This window comes from Polaromonas sp., assembly GCF_041689105.1.
Lineage (GTDB): Bacteria > Pseudomonadota > Gammaproteobacteria > Burkholderiales > Burkholderiaceae_C > Polaromonas.
Genome location: NZ_JBDNGU010000089.1, coordinates 14,184 through 27,919 on the forward strand (window position 1 = coordinate 14,184; position 13,736 = coordinate 27,919).

Here is a 13,736-nt window from a genome sequence, read left to right on the forward strand (position 1 = left end):
CACAGATAAAATCAAGGTCATTAGTATTGCACCTGCGGCAGCCTTGAAACCAGTGCCAAACCCGTACTTTTCCTGAAAACCAATGTCCCCGGCGCCTCTCCCGGCCGCGCGCACTCCGATGTCGCCCCAAAGGGCAGCCCAAAGAAAGCCCGACGTGAGTCAACTCGACAAAAAATCCCAAGCCTGGTCCGCCCTGTTCTCCGAGCCCATGAGCGACCTGGTCAAACGCTACACCGCCAGTGTGTTTTTCGACAAGCGCCTGTGGCAGGCTGACATCACCGGCTCGCTGGCGCACGCCGACATGCTGGCGGCGCAGAAAATCCTGGGCGCCGCCGACCATACGGCCATCCGGAACGGCCTGGCAAAAATCAGCCAAGACATCGAATCCGGCGCTTTTGAATGGCAGCTGGACCTCGAAGACGTGCACCTGAACATCGAGGCACGCCTGACGCAACTGGTCGGTGACGCCGGCAAGCGCCTGCACACCGGCCGCAGCCGCAATGACCAGGTGGCCACCGACGTGCGCCTGTGGCTGCGCGGCGAAATCGACCTGATCGCCGCGCTGCTGGCCGATCTGCAAAAAGCGCTGGTCGATATTGCCGAGAAAAACGTCGAAGTCATCCTGCCCGGCTTCACGCATCTGCAGGTGGCCCAGCCCGTGAGTTTTGGCCACCACATGCTGGCTTATGTGGAAATGTTTGCGCGCGACGCCGAGCGCCTGCAGGACGTGCGCAAGCGCGTCAACCGCCTGCCGCTGGGCGCCGCTGCGCTGGCTGGAACCAGCTACCCGCTGGACCGCGAACGTGTCGCCCGGACCCTGGGCATGGTTGACGAGTCAGGCCAGCCGCAGGTCTGCCAGAACAGCCTGGACGCCGTCAGCGACCGCGACTTTGCGATTGAGTTCACCGCCGCCGCCGCACTGGCCATGATTCACATCAGCCGGCTCAGCGAGGAGCTGGTGCTGTGGATGAGCCAGAGCTTCGGCTTCATCGACATCGCCGACCGCTTCTGCACCGGCTCGTCCATCATGCCGCAGAAGAAAAACCCCGACGTGCCCGAACTCGCGCGTGGCAAGACCGGCCGCGTGGTCGGCCACCTGATGGGCCTGATCACCCTGATGAAGGGCCAGCCGCTGGCCTACAACAAGGACAACCAGGAAGACAAGGAGCCACTGTTCGACACCGTCGATACGCTGAAAGACACCTTGCGCATCTTTGCCGAGATGGTGGGTGGCATCACTGTCAAACCCGAAGCCATGGAGCGCGCCGCGCTCAAGGGTTACGCCCCCGCGACCGACCTGGCCGACTACATGGTCAAGAAGGGCCTGCCCTTTCGCGACGCGCACGAAGCCGTGGCCCACGCCGTCAAGGCAGCGATGTCGCACGCGGTGGATCTGTCCGAGTTGCCGCTGGCGGTGCTGCAGGAGTTCAACCCCAAGATCGAAAAAGACGTGTACGACGTGCTGAGCCTGCGCGGATCACTCAACGCGCGCAACACCCTGGGCGGCACCGCGCCAAGCCAGGTGCGGGCGCAAATTGCGCGGCACCGGGCGCGGCTGGGCTAACGGTCATTTCTTTCTGATTCACGCTGGATCAGAGGAACGGCGCAGTCAATGCAGCACGGCGGCCCGCTGCTGCAAACTGCCGAGGATCAACTCACCCCAAACTCTGGCGCGTCCTTTTTGACCCACGCTTTTCCTTTTCGATACGGGCGTATTGACAACGGCTACACACGACACTATGATGCGTATATCTATTGTGTATACGAAAATGGAGACGCTTATGCGTGACGCCGCCATCAACCTGCGGGCACTCCCCGCGCAGCGGGATCTGATTGATCAAGCCGCAAATTTATTGGGCAAGAATCGGTCGGACTTCATGCTCGAGGCCGCCTGCGACAAAGCGCAGTCCGTCGTGCTTGACCAGGTCTTTTTCAGTCTGGATGCCGACAAATTCAAACAGTTCACCCAATTACTCGATGCACCACCTACCCACAACCTGGGGCTTGAACGCCTCATGGCCGTCAAGGCGCCTTGGAAAGCATGAGTTTGCAACCGGGTTTGCAACTGAGCGCGCCGCAACCGCTATTGACCGACCATTTTCCCGATGAGTTCGCGTGCGGCGAAGCGGTGCTTGACGAGTGGCTCAAGCGTCGCGCCATGACCAACCAATTGAGCGGAGCCAGCCGCACGTTTGTCTTGGCCGATCAGGACAAGCGCATCTACGCTTACTACGCCATGGCTGCCGGCGCAGTCGCGCACCAGATGGCAACGAGTTCAGTGCGCCGCAATATGCCTGACCCCGTTCCGGTGATGGTGCTGGCGCGGCTTGCTGTCGATCAGCGCGCCCATGGGATCAAGCTGGGTGCCGCCTTGTTGCAGGACGCCGTCAATCGGGCTGTCGCTGTTTCCCAAAATGCGGGCGTCAGAGCACTGCTGGTACACGCTCTTCATGCCCGCGCCAAACAGTTCTATGAGCATTACGGATTTCAAGCATCGTCGGTGCATCCCATGACATTGATGCTGCGTTTGAACAGCGCAACCCTGACTCATGGAAAAACGATTTGAAACTCTGAGAGCGCAGATGTCGCCGGTTTCTAGCAGCCTGTCGGATTTTGGGCGTCGAAAGCGAAAAGCGGTCCCAGCGAGGCCATTTTTGCCGGACATACAGGCCAATAGCCGAACCCTGGGCTCGCCCAGGAAAGAAAATGTACACACCCGGGAGGTCGAAAATACTTGTCTTTTAGGACAGTACTGGTTCATTGGGCGTCATGGCTTCGACACAGGAAGCGGCTTAACGTCGCTCTTTGCATCTGACAGAAGTCCAAACCAGGTAAATGACCAATTCGCAGGATCTTTGTACCGCTCAAAAAAACCCGGTGACCGACCAGTCTGAAATTCGGCTTCAGCTCTTGCATTGTTGAAAACCCACCCTTTGCTCGCCATGCAGTCCTGAATCAGCTCTGCGGAGCGGTGTTTGTAGGCGATTGCGTTAGGAAGTGTTCCATCGGGCCGAAACCAAGGAAGAAGAAGTTTCTGGACTTCAAACGAGCAGGAATCGATTGAACTGACGCGAGAACTGCAAGCCGCCAACTGAAGAACAACAAAGAGAAAGATTAGGCCTTTGACTCTAGGCATTTGCCACCGCCTGTAATTTTCTGTTGAGATGATTATTTTCTGAGCATTGTTGTTTGAAGCGTGCGCAGCTCTTTCTTTGCCGTCTTTCGGAATCTCTCTATTTCCCTGATAAGACCGTCGACCTCATGATCGATATCGGAGTCCGCCATTAGCTGCCGGGTCAGGAGTAACTGTCCGTCTGATTCAACATGCGCGCCTAAGGAGAGGCATACAAATGGCGAGACAGGGAGTTCTCCCTTCTTCCATGACCGCAGCGGACTAGACATGGCGAACTTGTTTATGCGAAGGGCTCCCCCGTGTGACGCGGTCTAAAGCCACAGTTGTGATGATGATGCCCAACGAATAGCGTTTATCTGCCGCGCGGCGATGTTTGAAACGAAAGCGATATGCATACGCGGAAGGTATTCCTCGTTGGACTGAAGCAACCACCGGAATGTCTGCTAGCAGAAGGAAATGCTTTACGGCCCCGAACCTGTTGACTCAAATTATGGCCCAACCTGATGTTCTTCCGAACCTGAATTTCTGCTGCCCATGACTGCAAGCAATGGGCGTTTTGTGATGGCCTTCATTACAACCATCTCGAGTTGCGGGCCGAATTGGAAAATAGTTCACAGCGGAGTCAGCCCTCACCCCAGCCCTCTCCCAGAGGGCGAGGGAGTTGGGCAAAATCACGCGCTTGTGTACCGCCAGCACCTGCACCACGTGCAGTCTGCCCACCTGGCAGCACGGACACAGCAGCGCATCGATCTGCACCACCCGTGCCATGAAGTCCTTCGCGGACTCGATGGCTTGCGGGTGCAGAGCGGGCAGTTGTAGCGCCGCTGGGTCGGCCTGGGCAGAAGCGCGGCACAAACACGCTAACAGGACACGCGAATCAGACTCTCCGCATCAATGGCCGGAACAGCCACAACCCCAGCGCTGGCCCAAGCGCCAGCCACGGCAGCACAGAACCGAATGAGTGGGTATGCGACGCCCGCACAAACAGCTCGATGCTGACCACCGAGATGATGAACCCCATGCAGTTGGCAAAGGTCAGCACGCTGCCTGCGATTTCTCGGGGCGCGTTGTGGGCGGTCAGGGTGGAGAACTGGGGCGAGTCGCCGGACACCGTCACGCCCCAGACCAGCAGCCACAGCAAAAACACCGGCAGCGGCGCTGCCAACATCAGTGGCGCCAGCAGGCAGCACAGGCCGCTGGCACCGAGCTGAATGCCCGCCACCCGCGCGCTGCCGATACGCCGCGCCCACAAGCCGCCGCCGGCGCAGCCCACAAAGCCCGCAGCAATCACCACAAACGCGGCCGCGCTGACTTGGGCGCCGGCCAGCCGCGTCGCCAGCACCAGCGGCAGCAGCACGAAGAAGGTATAGAGCTCCCACATGTGGCCAAAGTAGCCAAACACCGAGGCGCGCACCCGCCGGTCCGACCAGATCACGGACAAGGCACGCGGCGTGATGGGTGTGCCCCGCGGCAGGTCCGGGCTGTCGGGCACCCAGAACGCCGTGGCCAGGCCCCCCAGCGCGGCCAGCACAGACACCATGAGAATCACCACCTGCCACGGCGCCAGGCCACCCGCGCCCAGGCCAGAGGCATCCACGCCGAGCGCGCGCAGCCCATGCGGTAACGCCGTACCCAGCACCAGCGCGCCTATCAGCACGCCCATCACCGCGTCCAGCCGCTCCCGGTACCAGCTGGCCGCGATTTTCATGCCCACCGGGTACACCCCCGCCAGCAGAAAGCCCACGCAAAAGCGCAGCCCCAGCAGCAGCGCATATTGGCCGCTCAGCAACACCACGGCCGCGTTGGCCAGTGCGCCCAGCACTGCGCACACCATGAAGACGCGAGACGGTGAGAACCGGTCGGCTACGAGCAACAGCGCAAACACCAGCGTGCCCGCAACAAAACCGAGTTGCACCGCTGAAGTCAGCGAGCCCACGGCGCCAGCCGGTAGACCCCAGGCGGCCTGGAGATCGGGCATGACGGCATTGACCGCAAACCACAGCGAGGTGCCCGCAAATTGCGAGAGCACAATCACCGGAAGGATACGGCGCGGTACCAGGCGCACGCCGGTCTGCGGCGTTGAATCGGTTGACGGCAAGTTATTCTTCCTTTGCGTGATTTTCGGTCCAAACAGACCCTGCACGCCGGCACCTGGGTTTTGCGCTTGCGCGCTGAACCGCGCCACCCGACCTTTCAGCCCGGCTTAAGAAACCAGCCGGTACGCGCCGTATCATCGTCCCACAAGGAACGAAAGATGCGACTACTGCTCGTCGAAGACGACACCATGATCGGTGAGGCCGTGCTTGATGCACTGCGCGGCGCCCACTATGCGGTGGACTGGGTGCGCGACGGCAAGCTGGCCGACGCGGCCCTGCGCAGCGAAGACTACGACCTGGTGCTGCTGGATCTGGGCCTGCCCCAGCGCGACGGACTCGAAGTATTGCGGGCGCTGCGCGCCCGCCGCAACACCACGCCCGTGCTGGTGGCCACGGCGCGCGACGCGGTGGGCGACCGCATCGCCGGGCTGGATGCCGGCGCCGATGATTATGTGGTCAAACCCTATGACACCGACGAGCTGCTGGCGCGCATACGCGCGCTGATACGCCGCAGCGCGGGCCGGGCAGAACCGGCTTTTGAACACAAGGGCGTGAGCCTGAACCCTGCGACCCGCGAAGCCAGCCTGCACGGCCAGCCGGTGTCGCTGTCGGCCCGCGAATGGGCCGTGCTGGAGCCGCTGCTGGCGCGCCCTGGCGCGGTGTTGTCCAGGGCGCAGCTGGAGGAAAAACTCTTCAGCTGGAAAGACGACGTGAGCAGCAACGCGGTCGAGGTCTATATCCACGGCGTGCGTAAAAAGCTCGGCGCCGACCTGATCCAGACCGTGCGCGGCCTGGGTTACCTGGTGCCCCGGGAATGACAACCGGCAATGCAGCGCCACAGGTCCCCAATGTAAAAAGTGTGGGAGGCCATTCTCTCAAAGCCCGGCTGCTGTGGTTTGTGATGGTGGCCATCGTGCTGGTCGCCGTGCTGCAGGCCTTTACTGCGTACCGCGGCGCGCTGCGCCAGGCCGATGCCATGTTTGACGACCATCTGCAGCAAGTCGCCCGCTCGCTGCGCAGCGGCATCCCGCTGGACTCCCCCTTGCTGCAAGACAGCGAGGCACCGGGCTTCGACCTCTACATCCAGATCTGGGGGCCAGACGGCAAGCAACTGTTTCGATCCACGCGTTCGGTGCTGCCGCCGCGCGCGGTGCTCGGGTTTTCCGATGTCGAGGCCGACGGCAACCTCTACCGCGTCTACACCCTGCAGACCGCCCTGCAAACCGTACAGATTGCGCAGGATCTGGGCGCCCGAACGGCACGCGCGCGCTCGCTCGCAATTCAGGCGATCCTGCCCTTCGGCCTGCTGACCCCGCTGCTGATGCTGGCGGTCTGGTGGGTCATCACCCGCTCGCTGGCGCCGGTCGAACGCGCGCGCCGTGAAGTCGCGAGCCGTGCCGCTGACGATTTTTCGCCGCTGGCCGACACCGGCCTCCCCGACGAGGTGCGCCCGCTCGTGGACGAGCTCAACCTGCTGTTTGGGCGGGTGCGAGGCGCTTTCGAGGCGCAGCAGAATTTTGTCGCCGATGCAGCGCATGAACTGCGCTCGCCGCTGACGGCGCTCAAGTTGCAGGCACAGGCGCTGCGTCCGCAGGGCCGCCTGGATGAAACACCGGCCGAACGCGAGGCCGCCATCACCCGCCTGAACCAGGGCATAGACCGCGCGATCCGCTTGGTCGAGCAGTTGATGGTGCTGGCGCGCGAGGAAGCCGGTTCGGGCCAGCCGTCGCAGACGGTCGCATGCGTCGAGCTGCAGGATGTAGTAAGACTGGCGGTGGCCGACGTGTTGCCGCATGCCCGACTCAAGCAGGTCGACCTCGGGGTGCTGGAGTCGCCAGTGCCCGGCCCGGCGCTCGTGAACGGCCAGCCCGAAGCGCTGCGTGTGTTACTGCGTAACCTGCTGGACAACGCGGTGAAGTACACACCGGTCGGGGGCCGCGTCGATGTGTCGCTGGAAATGGCGCAAGACCGGCCGGTGCTGAGGGTGGAAGACAGCGGACCGGGCATTGCAGCGCAAGACCGCGAGCGCGTCTTTGACCGCTTCTACCGCAGCAACGGCGCAGCACTTGAGACTGGCAGCGGCCTGGGTCTAGCCATCGTCCGGGTGATCGCCGCTGCCCATGGGGCGACCCTGCAACTGGACCGCTCCGACCGTCTGGGCGGCCTGCAGGTCAACGTGTTTTTTCCAGCAGCTCCTTCATCCATCTAGCGGCTTCCCAGCTTGACGCTATCTATTTAGTAGCTGCTTGCGCCCGCCCCATAAGGGCCAGAGCCCGATTTTATTCATAGCCCTGACCATCGACCACCTAAAGCGAACGTCTCGCGAGCCGCTCCCCTCTTTACAAGCAGGAGCCGCGGGTCCGGCTTTGCCGGCCCGAAGGCGCAGCGGCCCCCTCGGGGGGCAGGGAGTTACACGAAGTGAACGACCGTGGGGGCCTCAACCACACCGTGGGGGCAATTTAAGCCCCGCCTAAGCCTGGGTCACCATCATTGCCTGTACCGGCACCACCGTGTGCCTCATTCCAGGAAAACCAAGGAAACCCGCCATGACCTATGCAGCACTGAAAAACACCCGTCTCGTCGTTGCACTGCTGGCCGCAGGCGCCATCGGAGGCGCCGGTGTCAGCGCCTTCAACACCGTGCATCCGTCAGCCATTGCGGCGTCACCCCCCGCCCTGGTTTCTGCGGCGCCCGGCTCGTTCATCGCACCGCCGGACTTTTCGCAGATCACCGAGCGTTACGGCCCGGCCGTCGTCAACGTCAGCGTCACCGGCACCACCAAGGTCAGCAACGACTCACCCTTTGCCCGGGGAGATGGAGACGATGATGGTGCGTCCGGCGATCCGTTTTCTGAATTTTTCAAACGCTTTCAGCAAGGCCAAGGCGGACCCGGTGCAGGGCGCGGCGGTCCCCAGCAGGACATGCCGACACGCGGCCAGGGCTCGGGCTTCATCGTCAGCGCGGACGGCATCATCCTGACCAACGCCCACGTGGTGCGTGATGCGAAGGTAGTGACCGTCAAGCTGACCGACCGCCGCGAGTTCCGCGCCAAAGTGCTGGGCGCCGACCCCAAAACCGATGTGGCGGTGCTGAAAATCGAGGCCGACAACCTGCCGGTGGTGGCGCTGGGCAAAACCAGCGATCTCAAGGTCGGTGAGTGGGTGCTGGCCATCGGCTCGCCGTTTGGCTTTGAAAACACCGTGACAGCCGGCGTGGTCAGTGCCAAGGGCCGCTCGCTGCCCGACGACAGCGCGGTGCCTTTTATCCAGACCGACGTGGCCATCAACCCGGGCAACTCTGGCGGCCCGCTGTTCAATTCGCGCGGCGAGGTGGTGGGCATCAACTCGCAGATCTACAGCCGCAGCGGCGGCTACCAGGGCGTGTCGTTTGCGATTCCCATCGACGTGGCCAGCCGCATCAAAAACCAGATCGTGGCCACCGGCAAGGTCGAACATGCCCGTCTGGGCGTGATGGTGCAGGAGGTCAACCAGGCTTTTGCCGACTCCTTCAAGCTCGACAAACCCGAGGGCGCGCTGGTATCGAGCGTGGAAAAAGGCGGTCCGGCTGACAAGGCGGGCTTGCAGTCAGGCGACGTGATCCGCAAGGCCAACGGCCAGCCCATCGTGTCCTCCGGCGACCTGCCGGCGGTGATTGGCCAGGCGTCGCCGGGCGATATGTTCAAGCTGGAAGTCTGGCGCCAGGGCGCGTCCAAAGAACTCACGGCCCGCCTGGGCAACGCCGACCAGAAGACGGCCGAGGCGGCGGGACCAGAAGAAGGCGTAGCCCAAGGCAAGCTCGGCCTGGCGCTGCGGCCGCTGCAGCCATCTGAGCGGGCGGAAGCCGGTGTGGACAGCGGCCTGCTGGTGCAACAGGCCAGCGGCCCGGCCGCGCTGGCTGGCGTGCAGGCAGGGGACGTGCTGGTGTCCATCAACGGCACGCCGGTGCGCGACATCGAGCAGGTGCGCGCCATGGTCGCCAAATCAGGCAAGTCGGTAGCGCTGCTGATCCAGCGCGGGGACAGCAGGATTTTTGTGCCGCTGAACCTCGGCTGACGCCGACTCTGCCGAGATTCACAAAAGCGGGCTGCGGCCCGCTTTTTTTTACGCCGTATCGTGGTTCTTGTTGTATGCAAGAAGGCTACGCTTTCACGCCTCACAGAGGGTAACGCGGCTTCATCCATTGAAAAAGGCAATCGCTGTCCTCCTTGCGGCGCGACCATCCTGGGCCGCGGTTCGCAGACCGCCACCAGCGGCGAGAAAAGACGGGCGCAGGCTGGTCGCCATACGGTTCGTTTAAGGCCGTTCGCCTTGGGCTAGCCGAAGGGTTGCCAGCATTAGAGCCAGGCTTCGACAAGCTCAGCCCGAACGGTTCCAGGTTTAACTGAAAAGCATTGCAACCAGCCGGCTTTTTAACGCTAATTATTATACTTAAGTTGTTGATATATAACAAAGTTCACTGTAATATATATTTTTTGATAATTCTATTGAACAACCATGCCAGATTTTCTGGAGCTTACTGAAAACCAGTCGCGGCAGTACATCGACGCGCAAGCCTTGATGCGGGCGCAGGCCGAGGCTCTGGAAGATGCAGCACAGGTACGCGGCTCCATGATCTGGCGCGAGTTGCGCGGCGTGCGCTACCTGATACGCACCAGCACTGCCAGCGCCCAGAAGACGATCGGCCCTGAAAGCGCGGACACGCAGGTCATTTACACCCGATTCATGGAGCGCAAGGAGGCGGCCACGACGCGCGTCAAATCGCTGGCCGCGCGGCTGGAAGAGCAACGCAAGCTCAACCGCCTCTATGGCGTAGGCCGGGCACCCAATGTCATCGTCAAAGTTCTGGAAGCCTTGCGAAAAGCCGGCATAGCTTCCCAGTTTTTAACCGTCGGCACCAACGCGATGTACGCGTACGAAAGCGCCTGCGGCGTGCGCGTCGGAAACGAGGCCATGGCCACGCGCGATATGGACTTGCTCTTTGACACACGCCAGCGCACGGCTTTCGTCAGCACACTGCGACGACTGGACAGCTCACTGCTTGCCGTGCTGCGCAAGGCAGATTCAAGCTTTCGCGTGTTGCGCGACCAGCGTCAGACGGCGGTGAACGACGACGGCTACGAGATTGACATCATCCGCCGCACCGCGAAAGACGGCGATCCCCATCCGCTTCGCATGAGCGCAAGCGAAGACGACCTGTGCGCGGTTCAGGTCGGCTCGGGCGAAAAAATGGTGGCCGGCCACAAGTTCCAGCAACTGGTGGTTGCAGTTTCCGGCCACATGGCGCATATGCAAACCCTGCATCCGCTGGATTTCATCCGCATCAAAACCGCCCTGGCGTCAGACCCGCAGCGCGACCCGCTCAAGCGGCCCAAGGACAAACTGCAGGCTGAGGTCGCACAAGCGCTGTGGGACCGGTATCTGCAGCACCGGGAAGTGGCCTGATATGCACCCATACAACGCCATCGGTCAATTCTCCATTGCTATCGTTTTGCTAGCTTCTTGCGCCCGACCCACCTGAGCTGCAGCCACATTTTATGAAGTAAAACGCGAATTCCATCCGTCCGACACGCTGGTCCTCAACCGCAGAAAATGGTTTATCCGGAGCACCTGCCAGACTGTATTTGCTATGGATTCAGGAGCGGATGGCGCCCGTCCGCAAGGGGCTGGAGGCCTAAAAGTCTTGAAGAATACGGCATCAACCGCTGGTGATGCATTGAGGGCCATGAATAAGCGGGAGAAAACGCCCCCGCTGGCATGAAAAAATTTCGCCATTGACCGGAACCCACCAAATTTCTTCAAACCGGCACGCGGCCAAAGCCGCTAGCATGTAGCCTTCCCAGGAGACCCCTATGCCCGTCATCACCACCATCGAAGACCTGCGCGTCCTTGCTCAAAAGCGCGTGCCGCGCATGTTTTACGACTACGCCGACTCCGGCTCCTGGACCGAGGGCACCTACCGCGCCAACTCGGAGGACTTCCAGAAAATCAAGCTGCGCCAGCGCGTGGCGGTCAACATGGAAAACCGCAGCACCGCCACCACCATGGCGGGCGTGAAGGTGAAAATGCCAGTGGCCATTGCGCCTGTCGGTCTGACCGGCATGCAGCATGCCGACGGTGAAATCCATGCGGCCCGGGCGGCTGAGAAATTCGGCATTCCCTTCACGCTGTCAACCATGAGCATCTGCTCCATGGAAGACATCGCGGCAGCGACACAGGTCCCCTTCTGGTACCAGCTCTACATGATGCGCGACCGCGATGCAATGGAAGCCATGATTGCGCGCGCCCGCAAGGCCGGCTGCAGCGCACTGGTGCTGACGCTGGACCTGCAGGTCATCGGCCAGCGCCACAAGGATCTCAAAAACGGGCTGACCGCCCCCCCACGGCCGACACTGGCCAACATCATCAACCTCATGACCAAGCCGCGCTGGTGCCTGGGCATGGCGGCAACCCGCCGCCGCAGCTTCGGCAACCTGGTCGGCCACGTGAAGGGCGTGAGCGACATGAGCTCGCTCGCCGCCTGGACCAACGAGCAGTTCGATCCGCGCCTGTCCTGGGCCGATGTGGCCTGGGTGCGTGAACGCTGGGACGGCCAGCTGGTGCTCAAGGGCATTCAGGATGTAGAAGACGCCAGGCTGGCCGCACAAAGCGGGGCCAACGTGATCATCGTCAGCAACCATGGCGGCCGACAGCTCGACGGCGCGCAGTCCAGCATCGCGGCCCTGCCTCCGATTGTTGAAGCCGTGGGCAGCAGCATCGAAGTCTGGATGGACGGCGGCATACGCTCCGGCCAGGACGTCCTCAAGGCCTGGGCACTGGGCGCACGCGGCACCATGATCGGCCGTGCCATGGTGTACGGCTTGGGCGCCATGGGCGAGGCTGGCGTGACCAAGGCCCTGCAGATCATCCACAAGGAACTCGACATCACGATGGCGTTTTGCGGCCACACCGACATCGCCACGGTGGACAAGGGCATTTTGCTGCCCGGCAGCTTCCCGACCTGAGCCGACTCCCCCCCCCCCGCAGGCCAAGGGATTGCCCCGATGACGGCCTGCGAAAAAACAAATAAGCTTGCTTATCAATGGTTGAATTGCGGCCACGCCTCCAGGCGTGTTTGCACGAACGCATGAACCCTTCCCAAGAACCCCCGGTCGACACCCCCCCTGTGCGGCGCTTCAAGGACCCCGGCTATGTCGAGGTGGCGGCCACCCTCGCCGGGCTGCGCCAGCGTATTGATGCGCTGGATGAGCAGATCGTCGCCCTGCTGGCACAACGCGCATTGTGTGTGCGCGATGCCACCCGCTTCAAGCGCGACAGTTTCCAGGTGTCCGCACCGGCGCGCCAAGCCCAGGTGTTCGCCCGTGTGCGCGCCTTGGCCGCTACGCACGAGGCGGGCTTTCCCGGGTTGTCCCATATTGTCGAATCCACCTACCGCACCCTGGTTGCCGGCTACATCGCCGGCGAGGGGACTTTTTTTAACGAGACCGAACTGATCGCACCATGAACATCCTCACCCCCACCCGCTTTCCCCTGAATCGCCTGCTCGCCCGCTGCGCTGTAGCGACGGCTGTCGCGCTGGCCACTGTCGGCGCCATGGCCCAGCAGGCCTGGCCCAACAAGCCGGTGCGCATCGTTGTGCCTTACGGCGCGGGCTCGTCACCTGACGTGATCGCGCGCCTCGTCGCCGACAAACTCTCGCCGCGCCTGGGCCAGCCTGTCATCATCGAAAACCGCGCGGGTGGCGGCGGCAACAACGGCACCGGCGCGGTTGCCAAGTCGCCTGGCGACGGTTACACCTTTCTGATCAGCACCAATGGCCCGCTGGTGTACAACACCGTGCTCTACAAGAAGCTGCCTTATGACCCGTTCACCGAGCTGCGCCCTGTGGTGCTGGCTGGCGGCCAGGCCAATGTGTGTGCGGTGCGCGCCGATTCGGGTATCACCACGCTCAAGGAGCTGGTCGATGCCATGAAAAAGAACCCCGGCAAGTTCAACTTCTCGTCCACCGGCGTGGGCAGCCTGTCGCAGTTGGGTGTGGAGCTGCTCAAGGTCAAAACCGATACGTTTGCGGTGCACATTCCCTACGCCTCCTCGCCGCTGGCCATCCTGGCCATCCTGCAGGGCGACGTGCAGTTTGCCTGCGTGCCGGCCGTGGCGGTGATGCCCCAGGTCAAGGCGGGCAAGATGCGCACACTGGCCGTGTCCACAGCCAAACGCAGCCAGCTCATGCCGGACATTCCGACCATGAAGGAAGCCGGCCTGCCTGAAATTGAGAACCTCGCCTGGATGGCCATCATGGCGCCGGCCACGACGCCCAACGACATCGTGCAACGCATGAACCAGGAGATCAACGCCGTGCTGGCCATGCCGGACGTCAAGGAAAAGCTGCACGCCCAGTACATGGAACCTATTGGCGGGTCGGAGCAGGACCTGCAGCGTTTCATGCAACAGGAGCTGCGTGTGATGACGCCCGTCATCAAGCGCACTGGCATCTCCGTCGAGTGAACGTCC

Annotated in this window: 11 protein-coding genes; 10 read left to right on the forward strand and 1 reads right to left on the reverse strand. The window is 62.2% G+C overall.

Annotated elements, in window-relative coordinates; translation table 11 throughout:
- Positions 1 to 154 precede the first annotated feature (154 nt).
- The 3 genes from argH (at position 155) to ACESMT_RS08710 (ending at position 2,566) form a co-directional block, all read left to right on the forward strand.
- Positions 155 to 1,564 carry an argininosuccinate lyase gene (argH, locus tag ACESMT_RS08700; RefSeq protein ID WP_372826175.1) on the forward strand — a complete coding sequence of 470 codons (1,410 nt, stop codon included), beginning with the start codon at positions 155 to 157 and terminating at the stop codon, positions 1,562 to 1,564.
- 217 nt (positions 1,565 to 1,781) lie between these two features.
- On the forward strand, positions 1,782 to 2,045 hold the full coding sequence (locus ACESMT_RS08705; RefSeq protein ID WP_372826176.1) for a DUF1778 domain-containing protein: 264 nt from the start codon (positions 1,782 to 1,784) through the stop codon (positions 2,043 to 2,045).
- Complete coding sequence (locus ACESMT_RS08710; RefSeq protein ID WP_372826177.1) at positions 2,042 to 2,566, forward strand: GNAT family N-acetyltransferase; 525 nt, start codon at positions 2,042 to 2,044, stop codon at positions 2,564 to 2,566. Before ACESMT_RS08705 ends, ACESMT_RS08710 begins: the two co-directional genes overlap by 4 nt.
- 1,444 nt (positions 2,567 to 4,010) lie before the next feature.
- Here the strand turns inward: ACESMT_RS08710 and ACESMT_RS08715 are convergent.
- The gene (locus ACESMT_RS08715) at positions 4,011 to 5,231 is read right to left on the reverse strand and encodes a nitrate/nitrite transporter (RefSeq protein ID WP_372826178.1); all 1,221 of its coding nucleotides are present in this window, start codon (positions 5,229 to 5,231) and stop codon (positions 4,011 to 4,013) included.
- 156 nt (positions 5,232 to 5,387) lie between these two features.
- Between ACESMT_RS08715 and ACESMT_RS08720 the strand changes: the two genes are divergently transcribed.
- The 7 genes from ACESMT_RS08720 (at position 5,388) to ACESMT_RS08750 (ending at position 13,730) form a co-directional block, all read left to right on the forward strand.
- On the forward strand, positions 5,388 to 6,047 hold the full coding sequence (locus tag ACESMT_RS08720; protein WP_372826179.1) for a response regulator: 660 nt from the start codon (positions 5,388 to 5,390) through the stop codon (positions 6,045 to 6,047).
- Complete coding sequence (locus tag ACESMT_RS08725; protein ID WP_372826180.1) at positions 6,044 to 7,438, forward strand: ATP-binding protein; 1,395 nt, start codon at positions 6,044 to 6,046, stop codon at positions 7,436 to 7,438. The genes ACESMT_RS08720 and ACESMT_RS08725 overlap by 4 nt, the downstream gene beginning before the upstream one ends.
- Before the next feature lie 337 nt (positions 7,439 to 7,775).
- Positions 7,776 to 9,281 carry a DegQ family serine endoprotease gene (locus ACESMT_RS08730; RefSeq protein WP_372826181.1) on the forward strand — a complete coding sequence of 502 codons (1,506 nt, stop codon included), beginning with the start codon at positions 7,776 to 7,778 and terminating at the stop codon, positions 9,279 to 9,281.
- Positions 9,282 to 9,722: 441 nt separating this feature from the next.
- Entirely contained in the window at positions 9,723 to 10,670 is a 948-nt protein-coding gene (locus tag ACESMT_RS08735) for a GSU2403 family nucleotidyltransferase fold protein (RefSeq protein WP_372826182.1), read from the forward strand.
- Positions 10,671 to 11,077: 407 nt separating this feature from the next.
- The gene (locus tag ACESMT_RS08740; RefSeq protein WP_372826183.1) at positions 11,078 to 12,229 is read left to right on the forward strand and encodes an L-lactate dehydrogenase; all 1,152 of its coding nucleotides are present in this window, start codon (positions 11,078 to 11,080) and stop codon (positions 12,227 to 12,229) included.
- A 122-nt stretch (positions 12,230 to 12,351) separates the two neighbouring features.
- Positions 12,352 to 12,729: a chorismate mutase gene (locus ACESMT_RS08745; RefSeq protein WP_372826184.1), complete on the forward strand. Its 378-nt coding sequence runs from the start codon at positions 12,352 to 12,354 to the stop codon at positions 12,727 to 12,729.
- Entirely contained in the window at positions 12,726 to 13,730 is a 1,005-nt protein-coding gene (locus tag ACESMT_RS08750; protein WP_372826185.1) for a Bug family tripartite tricarboxylate transporter substrate binding protein, read from the forward strand. The genes ACESMT_RS08745 and ACESMT_RS08750 overlap by 4 nt, the downstream gene beginning before the upstream one ends.
- The last annotated feature ends 6 nt before the right edge of the window (positions 13,731 to 13,736 follow it).

Coding starts and splice junctions, on each gene's coding strand:
- ACESMT_RS08705 (WP_372826176.1), top strand. CDS start 1,782: ATGCGTGACGCCGCCATCAACCTGCGGGCACTCCCCGCGCAGCGGGAT.
- ACESMT_RS08710 (WP_372826177.1), top strand. CDS start 2,042: ATGAGTTTGCAACCGGGTTTGCAACTGAGCGCGCCGCAACCGCTATTG.
- ACESMT_RS08720 (WP_372826179.1), top strand. CDS start 5,388: ATGCGACTACTGCTCGTCGAAGACGACACCATGATCGGTGAGGCCGTG.
- ACESMT_RS08725 (WP_372826180.1), top strand. CDS start 6,044: ATGACAACCGGCAATGCAGCGCCACAGGTCCCCAATGTAAAAAGTGTG.
- ACESMT_RS08730 (WP_372826181.1), top strand. CDS start 7,776: ATGACCTATGCAGCACTGAAAAACACCCGTCTCGTCGTTGCACTGCTG.
- ACESMT_RS08735 (WP_372826182.1), top strand. CDS start 9,723: ATGCCAGATTTTCTGGAGCTTACTGAAAACCAGTCGCGGCAGTACATC.
- ACESMT_RS08740 (WP_372826183.1), top strand. CDS start 11,078: ATGCCCGTCATCACCACCATCGAAGACCTGCGCGTCCTTGCTCAAAAG.
- ACESMT_RS08745 (WP_372826184.1), top strand. CDS start 12,352: ATGAACCCTTCCCAAGAACCCCCGGTCGACACCCCCCCTGTGCGGCGC.
- ACESMT_RS08750 (WP_372826185.1), top strand. CDS start 12,726: ATGAACATCCTCACCCCCACCCGCTTTCCCCTGAATCGCCTGCTCGCC.